Annotated in this window: 2 protein-coding genes (1 of these 2 cut by a window edge); both read left to right on the top strand. The window is 52.6% G+C overall.

Going from position 1 to position 13,480, the window contains the following annotated elements:
• The first annotated feature begins 77 nt into the window (after window positions 1-77).
• The gene (locus ACO6VG_RS16355) at window positions 78-9,848 is read left to right on the top strand and encodes a hypothetical protein (protein ID WP_422474755.1); all 9,771 of its coding nucleotides are present in this window, start codon (window positions 78-80) and stop codon (window positions 9,846-9,848) included.
• Window positions 9,849-9,878: 30 nt separating this feature from the next.
• On the top strand, window positions 9,879-13,480 hold the 5' end (the start) of the coding sequence (locus ACO6VG_RS16350; protein WP_422474753.1) for a TcdA/TcdB catalytic glycosyltransferase domain-containing protein. It continues 25,075 nt past the right edge of the window; 3,602 of the gene's 28,677 nt are visible here — the first part of the coding sequence; it begins with the start codon at window positions 9,879-9,881; its stop codon lies off the right edge, out of view.

Below are 13,480 nucleotides of genomic sequence, written 5' to 3'. Positions count from 1 at the left end.
CCTCTGACCACGCCGGTGAAAAGACAATTATCAAAACCCTTTTGAAAACCATGTAAATCAATCTATCAGGTATTATCGTGCCAGCTATACCCAAGAAGATTCATTTTGCTATTGTCGGTCCTGCTGAAGATTGGGAATTTATTTGCGTGAAAGTATGGGCCTGGGCGAACAAGAACCATGATATCTATGTATGGGCTCCCAAAGCCTTGATATACAAAAGAATTCTATATTTGTTGCTGTATTCTGAGAGAATACAACAAAGGATTGAAACAGATTATCCCGCTGATATTGCGTGGTTGAGGCGTAGTATCTGGCAAAAAATCGATGCTTTTATGGGTGAAAACGATGACATAGAAAGATTGGATATAATGAAAGCCGATTTTTCAGACAGTGTAAAGAGGTTGTTTACCACCCAATGGAATAAAACCAACAATGTATTAAATCAAATTCGAAGAACCATTGGCATGAATAATGTTGTAGGAGATACTTCTGATTTTGAACGACAACACAGTGAATATATCAAGTACACCTTAAGCCTTAAAAAACCTTTGATAACCGAAAGAGCTATAGGGATTTACCATAAAAACTCTTATGGAGGGGTATATATAGATAAAGGACTGCTACCAGCACTGAAGGCTGGGCCCTTCGAAAAAAGCGGCATCTCGAGCAAGTCTACATCGGGAAGGGAAGTGGACAGTAGTGAGAGAGTGCAGCTAGAAAGAGCTAAGGTACGTGCTGTTTTGGAAAATATGTTTGAACGTAAACTTATCCCTGATCCTGACCGTTACTTCAAGATAGACGATATAAACCTGTCACAAGAAAAATTAAATCGAATTAAAAGTGTCATAGAAGAAAACATTTGTTGCAAACTATTTGTTACACTGAGTGAACGTCCAACGAGTGGAGTTAGTGACGATAAAATATTTTTCGGTAGAACTTTAATTCCTCAAGACAAGAATAAAGCCGGACGCCACGATGATTCAATCAAACCAATGATGTTGGAAGCCTTCCCAAATAACCCACTGATCAACAAAGTACTTGAAGAAACCATATTTTTCCACAGTATTTTAGAAAAATTTAAAAACAATGGAACAAGCAAAGAAAGACGCATAATTGAGATAATCAAGTCTTTGAATGAATCCAATAAACGTAGAGATCCTGCCTACAACAAAGAAATCTATAGAATTGCAATCATGTTAGCGGAGCTTTCATATAATAACGGGGATCTTGACCACCGGATTCTCGCTAAACTAGGTTATGACGCTTTTGAAAGATTAGAAAGAACCGTTTCCGGGGGAAAACCTATAATCTCCGAAGTTAAGAGCTTCTCAACGGAAAATCCCTTCTATAGCATGAACTCTTATGGCACTGATTCTGACCTGCCAGACTCAGCGCTTAGGCGACCATACGACAAGTTAATAATAATTAATATGCCCAGAATTAGGGACAATGGAGAGTCTGCGAGGCAGAGTTATGAAAAACATATTAGGTATCGCACTCCAAACGGCAAGAGCGTCTTATATGACATTGTTTATTCTGATCGAAGTAAAACACTAGAAACTAGAACAATTTTAGGAACACCATTCAAAAATATCGGCGAAGACACTAAAGTCTTTATTACTGGAAGTCTTGATTTCTCTGCTACAGAGTCGAGTGAGATTAATTCCATTAACTCCCTGTACTTAGTGAGAAAGCTATCATCAGTTTTAATCAAAGTGATCCCCGAGAATACCACCGTACAAAACATAGCATTCTCTTTTGATAACTCTGCACAAGACATTCCAGGTTCTAAGGGTGTATTGGGTGCTGACCAGAAAGATTATGTTATACCTGAAGTTCTGAGGGAGTTGGCCAAAAAAGGTATCCGTGCAAATTCTGCTGTTGCAGTTCGGGGATACTTATCCGCAGGCGTTCCACGGCAAACCACCGGTGGTGATCCTAACAGGCCGTCAACCTCAAGAGATGCGCCCGATCCTGAACTCAACCGTATTGTTTTTACCCTGAATGAAGACGACACCGTTACTTACATAGCCAAGTTCGGGTTGGACTCCCTTGACCCTGATAATGAATTTACTCGCAGACCCAACATTGACATTTCCGAATCCATCTTCGCAGATCAGTTGTTCGAATCCGTAGTCGCTGAGAATTCCCAGCGTTCGACCGATCCCAGACTCGCGACGGATTCAGCTGCAGCCCTTGTCGAAATGATGTATGCCGGTGACAGACACCAGGATGGTTCTGCCTCTGCCGGATCCAAAAACAGAGTGCCCACTTCCACAGGCCGCCGAGAGTTTATCGACAATAGAAAAGATGCCAGCAAATACTCATACTACACAGATTTCCAGGCAGCGATCTATTTTGGATTAGTGCAGCAACCGCCGACTGAAAATGCTGCTTTCATTCATCCGCATGAAACAGAAACCACGCGTTTGAGAGAAACACTCCAAATGGCGATGCAATCTTCCTCTTACACTGAGTGGCTTGCGCGCTATGAAAGACGTTTTCACAATGATCACATGAATCAGCTTGAGCGGGAGATAGAACACTTCAAGAGTAATGAAGCAAAGGCCAAGGCCTTCGAAAACATCAAAAACCAAGTACAGAAAGGCTCATACTATATTCACAATGTCGATATTGAAACGCCGGAAGGTGCCGCCGAAATTAACGCAGAATTCAAAAATGATTTCGACAACGTACATGTTCTCCCGGTCCCGCCACAAGGGGCTTGTCGCAGGCCTCGAAGATCAGCCGGTGCCGGCAGCTGCGATGCTCGACGCAAAAACCTGGAGTATGCCCTCCGGTTACTTTCCGGCTTCAAAACCCAGCTCCGTCTTGGCAACGACAGGAAAAAAACGGATATCGCCCTGATCAAACCCGCCAACGAAGATGAGCGCTGGCTGCAGAATTTTTTCACCCGGTTTCGTCGCCTGGAAGGCAAGGACGCATTAGCTCACGCCCGGGGCATGCACTCGGTCATTGCCCTGGACGAAGATTCGTTTACCCGCGCTCAACAGCAGATAAAAGACGGCACCCTGAGTGGTCAGCCCCTGTTGCTGAAAGCTACCCCCGCTGCCGGTTATGTGCTGCTCACACCCGATGGCCGGGTTCAGTCGGCCATCGCCGGGGGAGACGGCAACCGCGTCACCGTTCTCGGTCGGCCAGCCAGACTGATTGCCCATGCTTTGACGACACTGGTCGACTTTACCCCGGACCGCTACATCGCCACCCTGACCGTCAGCGATCTTGCCAGCAGCAACCAGTCCCGCGGAATCACAGCCCTGAACGCCCTGAAAACCTTTATGACCCGCTCGCCCACCCATGGCAAACCCCTGGTCGGCAAGCTGATTGTCGAACCCAGAAGTGGCAGCCCCCAGGTTTTCAAACGACTGGTGAAAGATATCCAGCATCTGATGCCGAAGGACCGCCCGGCGATTGAAAGCCTTGTGCTGCGCTCCCCGGGCACCGGACAACCAGAGTACCGGTTGCTTCCCGGCGAAAAGACTGTGCTGAGGTCGCCCCGGCCATCGGATTCAAATCCCCCGCTCCGCTATTTGCCGCCCAGCCACCTTTCGGTTCCGGTGCCGCCCCGGACTGAAGACAGCCTCTCAAGTGTGGCCTCTGAACGAGCCGAATTCAGGCAGCGGCTGCTGGAGTTTGATACCGCCCTGGGGGACATTAAAGCCCGGCACTCACTCGCCGACAGCATGGCTCCCCAACTGGATACCCTTCGTCGGGATGGCCGTGGCTGGCGCATGGACTTTATGGAACCCGATACCCTGACCCGTAAGAACATCCGGTTTACCTCCGGTGCCTTTGATCGCTTCCGGGGCTTTCTCCAGGGGACGGGTCGTCAGGGATTCCGGGTCAAAGGAAAAAAATCTTCCACCAACGGACTGGAAAAGCTCAGGTCTTTTATAGGCCTTTACGACCTGATAGCAGGGCTTTCCCCTGTGGGACACCATTACAAAAATCCCCCGTCTCAGAATATGACGGACACCCAACAGCAGATTTATACCGGGCGCCAGACGCTTTTTTATACGGCTGTGGCATTGCAAGGGATTGAGATCATCAATCTCGGGCGACAGGGGATCAAGACAATCATCCCGGCCATCCGGTCGTCATTGCCCCCCGGTCAGAAACCACCAAAGCTACCCGATATTTCCGGGTCGGGCAAGTTGCCCGGCGGTCTGAAAAAAGTCGGCAGGCTGGGTAAAAAAGTCGGTCGTTTTGTGCCCATACTGGGTCTCGCCGTGCCGGGAGCCAGTCTCACCCTGACCCTCATTGAGTACGAGAACGAAGAGGACCCGGAAGTCAAGAAACTCATGGAATCCATGGTGACCTTTGAGTGGGTGGATACCTATGTCTCCGTCATTTCAGAGTTCCTCGGGCCAGTCGGGGCATTTATTGACGGGATCATGCACTACGTCAGGGGTATTTTTCAGGAGAACTATAAAAGGAAGTTAAAAAAGCTGGCCTACAAAAAGTTGCAGGATGCCTCGGGTGAGGCTGCCAAAATCTTTGACCTGATCCACGCCCAGCTGGACCCCAAAAGCTTCCTGGCCAACAAGCAGACCCTCAATGCCTTGATGAGCGGGGATGGCAAAAGTCTCCTGCCCCTGAACATCCGGTCTATCAACCTGGAGAACCAGACCCTGACCTACGGTGGCGTCTATTCATTCAAGCCAACCTTAATCGCCGGGAAAAAAGACGACTGGAAACAGAAAAACTGTGAGAAGATACCCTATGTACCTAAGGCTCCTTTACGGCACTGCGCCAGCGACATCAACCGGATCGAATACTCCCCTGACACCTTTAACCTGATCGACGATGCCCTGGCGACATTGTGCCGGACGGAGTCGCGTTTAACCGGGTATCAATGCTCAGACGGGGTATTCCGCAACCTGGGGCAGATGAGCGATAAAAAGGTCATTTTAATGCCTTCTGTACCCCCGTGGGAGGTCAAGCTCCTCTACAGTCCCTTGGACCAGACCTCTCTGGGGAGTGCGCCAGACAGCAGTTCCCCCGGTGCGAAACTTCTGGATGCTGTCAGCGACAGCAAGCTGAAACGGTTATACCAGAAAAAAGTGAAAGACACCCGGTATACCGAGTGCGACGGGCATGGCTCATGTGATGACATCAGCTACGACTATAAATACCTTGGCCAGATGTTCACCCATACCGACAGTTTGAAATACCGTCGCTCAACCAGCAGACTGTATCTCGATAACAAGGATCACGTCGTCGTCTTTCGCGAGGTCTCATCGACATTCTCCCGACTTCTGAAGTATGACGTGTATAGTCCTGAAGGGGCCAACAAAACCTACGCCCTGATATCCAACGGTGAACACACTATCCACCTTCACCCCCAGGGGCAGACGGCCTCTACCTGGGTGTTGAACTACGACGGCAAGCTCCCCTATGCCTGCATTACTGAGCGGGATGACCAAGTACAAAACTGTCGGTCCTGGGTGAGCCTGTCCTATGAAGATAACCGGGACTTCAAGCTGGGTGAGACCCTTTTCCGATTTCCTGAACCAAGACCACACTCCTGGTATGAACAGGCTCCCTCGTATAAAGTCGTGGCCCGGGATCCCAACGCACAGTTTGAGTGGCGGCTGCTGGATCACAAAGTGATTCAGCGCTTGTACGACAATGGAGGACTGAATGACGGGCCATCAAGGGCGTCGAAACTGAACAGAATCATGAGCCGTTACACTGCGGCCAGCCGGTTCCTGCCGCTGGAGCTGAAAGACTGCGACTTCTCACCTCAGATCCGTGCACGCTGTATGGACGGAGCGCCGAACCGGTGGACCACAACCACATCCGGGTGGTCACCCAAAATACCGAACCGGTGGGAGATGAACGGTGCCCTTGACCCACTACCCAAGAGCAATAATCGGCAGAACCCAGCCTGGTTACAGCACCAGCGGGACTGTGACCGACAGGTTAATGAGTATCTCAAGAAACCCTACCGCTGCTTCCCTGGCAAGCTGGGACTGGCCGAAGCAGACTGGGATCAGTTGGGCCGGGTCCTGCTTTGGTACGATACCCTTAAGCATCAGGAAATCCGGCTCATTGCTGCCAGCGCCCAGGTGCAACCGGTCCAGGTGCAACCGGTCCAGGGGAACCCGACTACCGGCTACTATTTTTTCGACTCCGCCAACGGCAAGGTGTTATTCCAGAATAAGGAGGCACTGACCCGGGAAATCTCGCACTTCCAGTTGAATGCCAGCTTGTTTGGCCGCCATGTCTCAAAGATAATGCCGAACAAAGATGAGTCACAATTGCTGGTGTTTGATGCCCCCTATTATTACCTGTTGACAGCCAGCCCGTCCGGTCAGCTGGCTCACCAGGTGATTGCGGCAGAAACCCTGGATGGCCAGCTCAGTGTACCCCCTACCCCACCTGCAGTGGCATCTGACACAACGACATCCGACCATGGGCTGATTCCCTTGCAGGATGTCGATAGCTACGGCAGCCGCCGTCTTCTTAGAACCGGTTTTTATGACGACGCCACCCGAAGCTATATTACCTTCCTGAGCAGCCTGCTGGATGGCGACATGCCAAACAATAGAAACGACGGAAGCCGTTTACGGACGATCAATGAGCGTGTCCGCAGGGCACTGCGTGAAGAGCACCTGCCGGTCCACAAGGTGGTGGTTCGGGGCCAGACTGTTTACTACATTTTGTTCAGTCGGCACTCCGGCAAACTGTATTACTTCAGCACCGACGTGAATCGCCCCGGTGGTATCCAGCGGCTGAACTCCGGTTTCCATTTGATCCGCCCTGCAGGCGAGAAGCGAGCGCTGGAAAAGGCAGAAGTAAAGGCAAAGATAGCCAGAGTCGGCGTCTTCAGGCATGTGCAGGCGCACTCCGGCAGCCTCCTGGCCGATACCAACGGTGGCTACCGGCTGTGGATACCGGACAAGGCCTGGGATAACACCCGGGTGGTCAGCGAAAACCTGTCGGTGGAGTCAGGACCTTTTAAGAACTGGCAGGTGGAAGCCACCGGGCAGATCGTCGCCAAGTCGAACGATACCCTGAGTGTGCACCAGTTCACCCCCCAGTCTGGCCTGATGGTGGACAGCCTGAACCTGGGCAAGGTAGTCAACCTGATCTTCGCCAAACTGACCATAGAACACCCCGGTACAACCTGGACCACCACCAGTGCCCGTTTTTTCATCCGTGAGCTCAAGAGTCTGCTGCGAGACCGGCTGAAAGGGGCCCGGGAGGGGTTCTCGGCCAAGGTGGGGCTGGTGCCGCTGAGACCCATCACCGCAATCATCGACCACCCCCTGTTCAGCGCGATCAGGCAACTGGACGTCTGGTACTACCCGGACAGCGACACCCTGCTGGCAGCCAACACCCGTGACCAGTTTGAAGTCATGGTGAACGACGACGGCCAACTGCTCGCGCTGTCGGACACTCGCAAAGAGGAGGCTTTCGAGTTTTTCCGACAGCCTGATCAGGGCGCCAAAGGCCATCCCTTTTGTGGTGAGGCCGCCGCCGCTTCGCTGACCGGGATGCCCAGTGAGTTCGATGACCAAATCTCCGTTCCCTGCCGTTACATGGCTAAGCGTATCGACTTGAGGGGTAGCCACCACTGGGAACACGGTGCCCGGGCGTGGCGCATCCAGACACCGACGGCCCAATACCTGGCTAACCGGGAGCATCTGGCCCTGGTGGCACTGGACCTCAGCCTGATGGGACCCAGAAACACCACCGGCAGGCTGGTCTACTGGACCCGGCAAGATTTTAACCAGGCCATGGGATCTCTGCCAGCGGGCATACGCCAGAAGGCTGACACCGAACTGATCGCCCTCACGCTGCGCTCTGGCTATTCCCCAACCCAGGTAGCCTGGATGGATTACCAGGGCCAGAGTCCCCGTAAACAGAGACTGTTGTTCGGTTTGCCTGGCAAGGAGCACGGCGTTCAGCAAGTGATTGGCAGCGTCCGGAAGTTCTCGCTCCCTCCGTCAACGAGCACGGTCGTTTATAACCGGAACAACCAGACGCTGTACCGGGTCACCCAAAAGGGTTACCAATCACTGGGCACCTTTGGCAGGGTCGCCGTGATGGCCGAGGGTCTGCTGCTGTCAGGAACCCCCGGAGCCGACAAGATCAAACTGGAAACGTTGCGGCTGGACACTTACTACCAAGAGCATCGGGTGGCCTTTGTCCGGAACGGTACCCGACAGCGGTTCGGGATCATGGTGGAGAGCCAGGGTGGGTCCGACGTGATTAAACTGGATGAGACAGACTTGTCATTTTTTGCCCGAATCCTCATCCATCCCGGCCTGGCTGAAGAAAGCATCACCAAGCACGACAGGGCACAAACCCGCATTGAACTGAATGTATCGGCCTTCCTCTTCCTTGCCTGGCGCCGGGGTCAGAACCTGGTGCTGTCCAACCGGTTTACCACCGGCGATGCCGAGATCGAGATTCAGCAGGTCTGGGCCAGACAGCACGACCAGTTCCTGCAACCCACAACGCTGGTGTTCAATGACCTTGAGCTATCATTATCCGACCTGGCAGCACGGGTGACGGACTCAGGTCAGGGGGTCGTCCTGCCACTCACGGTGAGCAGCCTCGTCAGGAAGGAACGCCTCCGATTCATCAACGCCACAGCCAGCAACCCCCTGTACATCCAGCAGGACCAACCGGTAAAAATCGTCACCTACCAGGCGATGGACGGGATTAAACTGACACTGGAACCCCTGAACGCCACATACGTCAGACGTCAGGTGTTTATTACTGGCACAGGACAGTGGGGCTGGGAGCCGGGCAGTGTTCAGGTGAGCGGGCCGAAACCCGACAGCGGTTACCAGTCATGGCCGTTTCTGCCCTCCGTGATCAGCTCGTCCGCCGTCGGTAACAGGACAGCGAGACTCTGGGGCAATAGCCGCAGTAATATTCTGTACCTTGGCGCCGACGCCCGACAGTGGTCACTCCGTGGATGGGGCGGTCATGACCTGCTGCTGCTGGGAACCTCAGGCAACATCGCAGCACGGCCAGAAGTGCTGGCAAACCGGGGCGACCAGTGTGACAACCGGAGGCTGGATACGCCCGGCAACAGCAGCCTGTGGCAGGCCATTCTCGACTGGACGCGCCCGCTGGTCGGCGGTGTTGGCAATGACGTCTATGACCTGCGGGCGTGCAGGCCAGCCCGCACAATCGACAGCCATGGCAAGCATTATGTTCTACTGTCGTCCGGGTCTAAGGCGGATTTACGACGTTTGTCGGGTGATAACAGCACCGCACTGTTCTTTACCGACCTGACCCCGGGACAGGTGGCGTTCAGCCAGTGTAACCCGCAGGTGCAGAGCAATCTCACCCGCAGCAGCAACTTTACCCGCAGCAGCGCTTCCCTGCCATTGGAGAGCCAAACCTTCAGGATCATCAATACCGGCACTAACCAGACACTGGCACTGGTGAAACCGGAGGTGCTGGCCAGTCTGCACTTTAAAGGTGGACAAGTCAGCCTGAACCCCATGGCTATGATCAACAGGAATGACAGCAAGTTAGCCATGAACGACAGTGACGGGGGAGAGAATGAAGCCGTGACCTTTCTGAACAAAATCATTCGCAGAGGGCAACGGCTGGTGAATTACCTGTGCAGCCTGGCCGGAGGTGAGAAAAACAACATTGGATCGGAGAGTGAGCGGCCAGTAGGAACAAGCCTGAATAATACGGAACTTTACCAGCACTACCAGCGACTGGTTCAGGACCTCAGTGCCCTGTCAGGCAATCACAGTAGCGGGAGCCCATCGTTTGTGTCATCGGCAAGCCAGGGAATGAAACAAAATCTGACGACTCCGCAACCTTTAACTAGGATAGACGGGGGCTGAACAACCTGTTAGTTACGGAGAGCTTCCCGTATGCCTGCCAATCTGACCGATACCAATCCTCTCAATCCTTCTCCCAAAAGACAGTGGCTCAAGACCAGCAATGGCTGGTTCTACTCGGCCAGTGTTAATACTGATACTTTTGCCATCAAGCTGTCGACGGACCGGGCCCGACCGATGTCGGGCTTTGCCACGCCAGCACATATCAGTACTGTCAGGACAGCCATTGACCGAGCTTTCTGGCTAATCGAGCAGTCCGGTCTTTTTCCTCACTATATACATCGGAATATCAGTATTATCCTGTCTGACCGTGATTTGCCGGGGCAGAATATCTATTATGATGACGATGGCGTGACATTTTTAATCGGGCAATCGATCATCAATCCGTCATCATTGCCCCAGGCTTCAGGCCAACCCTCCAGTCTGGCCGATGCTCCCGGAACTGACCGGCTCGTTGCCAGGTTGCTAAACAATATGGCAATGGTCGTTTATGAGGCCTGTGATCCCAATAACTTCTGGTCAGAATTTCAGGCACGTCAGAATGGTTCCACAGAAAATGGTGGCGGTTTAATCCCGTCTCCCATCAGCCAGACTGATGACGTGGTTTCCGCTATAGCCACTCAAACACAGCTCGACTTTATCTCTGAAACCCTGGCTGCCAAATGGTTGAATCAGAAAGTATCACCGGTTTCACTCTATTGGCTGGAGTCTTTGCTTCCTGATCTGTTCAATGCCCCAAAAAATCCTGGGAAGCCGCCAACTCCTCTAAGTGCCCAACTGCAAGCCAGACACTGGCATTCTAAAAACGATCTTGGTCAAACACTTGCCTGGCTCAAAAGTGAGGAGATCCGTCCAACAGGCAATGTTACCAGACCAGTGCCTGACAGTTTTTCTCCTTTCACACCCGTCGCGCCTCTTTTGCGCATCGACGAGACAATAGCCTGTCCTGCTTTTGGCGATGGTTACCGCACCCGGGTTAACGGAACAGAAATAGGCATCAGGGTATACCCCCAGGGCGACGCCGCTCCGCCACTGCGACTGGCCGACATCACCCTTGATGTGGAAAGCTACCATTCACTCGGTTACAAGGATCCGGCACAAACGCTCCGGCGGCTGGTTTTTGACCTCAAGAAATTGGCAGGACTGTTTCTATACGGTGGTTTTAACCGGCAGTTGCTGACCTTTCTTCACGGACTGCAGATTGCCAGTGATCCGGGTGGCACGGATAACAAAGTCCCTCTTATCAAGGCAGAGTCCGACCGATTATTTATTGACAGTGACGCAACCTTCACAAACGACAGTCGGCCACTGATTCGTCTGGGAGCCGCCGATCTTTCCCGGCACTCTGACGAAGCTCTTGGGCACGGACTGTCGGCCCTGCTGATACCAACATGGAGAGAAACCCTGACCGACAATGCCCTGGCTGTGGCCGGTATTGAACAGCTGTGGGGGATCACTGGCAGCAGGCTGGAAGCACTAAAACCACATTATGGGCTTGATGAACGTTACCAGGCCCGGCAATGGCCACAAGAGTCCGGTGATCTCTACCGGCAACTGGTGTCAGGCCAACGCCATGATCTCAGGAAACGGGGTGGCACAGCGGAAGACTTTGTTGATGCCGTCCGGGAACTTTACCAGGCTGACGGGCTGGCGCCAGCACTTGCCAGCGTTATGGAAGACTGGCAGGCGTTGGAGACTAATCGCACAGCCGGAGAAATGGCGGATTTGCTCACTGCCATCGAAACCGTTTACAACGAACAACCGTTGCGCAGTGAACAATGGTTTTTCCGCAGGGCGCTTGATGGCAGTCTGGACTGGCTGACTGCCAGAGACCCCGACAGCCCAGTTTTGGCAAACCTTCAGCGACTGAAAAAAAATGATGAGGCACAACAAAGTGAATACGATGGCCTGTTGGAGCCGGAGCAGGCGCCGCTCTTAAACAATACCACCAGCAGCGTTCGGGGCAGATTCCTTACCCTCAAGGCTCTGGGTGACTGGATTGGGGTTTATCTGACACCGGACTATCTGGCCAGTTCCAGTCATCAGACCCTTGCCAGTGACCTGCGGCAACTGGTGGATGCCAGCGAGCTGTTCAGACACCGGTTGAACAATACTGACAAGTTACGGATGCTGTCGGGCAATGTAACGACCCCGATAAGACCTGATACCCTTGGTGACATACACGACCAAGGTTTAATGAAAGTCTCCCCCGATGACCACAACAGGACGATCCCCGGAGAGTATGCCAGTCTGATTATCCCCGGTCGCAATGGTGCATTTCCCGGCAGAGAGCCCGGCCCGCTGACCTACCTGCCCATGCGTCATAGTGCGGAAAATGACACCGTTCATGACCTTGCCCCGAATAACGGGACAGACCTTGCACCCATTAACCAGACAGTCAATAACGGCACCTTCACACTGATCCCTTTTGATCCGGATGAGGGGGATTTACCCTACGGTTCCGGGTGGCTTGCAGGCCATCTTTCGTTCTTTTACCAGCTGGGAGAAGCATTGCGACTGGCGCTCGGGCTGGCGCCAGAAGAAGATACCAATGCGGCCAAAAACCGGATTCGTACTGAACTTGGTTTGCCTCGACACTACTCTGGACAGGGCAACCCCGGACAGGACAGACTGCCGTTACCGGTAGTAAACCCCCGTCAGTTGATGCTCAAAGAGACCCTGCCCATACAGGTAAGGTTTAATCAAACGACAGCGAAAGACAGTAGGAAATCCGTACCTCTGGCCGTGACCGGATATGGCTCCCTGGGGCGTCATCTGGAACTGACAGCAGAGCCTTACGGGAATGGCAGCTATCGTCTGCAACTGGCTGCCGTTGGCACAATGACCGCCGATGACGGTCTTCTGTCTCCTTCCCTGTGGCGCCGCTATCCCGCACTTACCAGACCGGCGGCAGGGCAAAGGGTTCGCCGTTCCGATACTGAGCCTGTTGCAGGTTCAGACTTTGAATTAATGAATAAACTGATTCCTGACTCTGAGACGTTCCGTAAGGAGTTTGCACCGTTATTACACTATCAACGTTCTGTGAACGCAGACTTAAACACACGTTTTGAAAATCTGCTGAAGGCTTTTACTGAGCTTGATGGCTATCGTCGTGAGAGTTCTCCATCAACCTTTGCTTCAGTGACGGGAGTTTACGAAAAACTTACCGACCTGGTCGGGAATCCCCTGATCGAAATGGAAACCGCCAAAAAACTTATGAAACTGGCGACAAACTTCCATCGCTGGTTGGATGCCACCATTAAGCCAGTCCCTGAAAAACTGCATTTTGTCAGCATTGGCCCAACCGTCGGGGAGCTGAACCGTATCCGGTTATGGATTGCAGCCAATGCAAACTCTGGTTTGCAGATAACCCTCTGGTATGACCAACACGCAATGCTCACCAGTCTGCTTTCTGAAGCCCTCAAAAAAGCAGTGACCAGTCAATTAACCAGTGAATCTGGCGCCGGTGATCCGGCTAATTTTGAATCGGATTTAATAAAAGCATTCCTGAAGTTGCAAGATCAGGCCTGGAAATCCATAGAGTCAGATATGAAGCAGGGCCGGGGATTTGATCTGGCGGTGAAGAATTTTCTGGTAGGCCACCTCAACCATAAATCATCGACTATTGATGCGAA

Source organism: Endozoicomonas sp. ALB032, assembly GCF_049310125.1.
Taxonomy (GTDB): domain Bacteria; phylum Pseudomonadota; class Gammaproteobacteria; order Pseudomonadales; family Endozoicomonadaceae; genus Endozoicomonas_A.
This window is presented reverse-complemented; position numbering and strand designations above follow the sequence as displayed.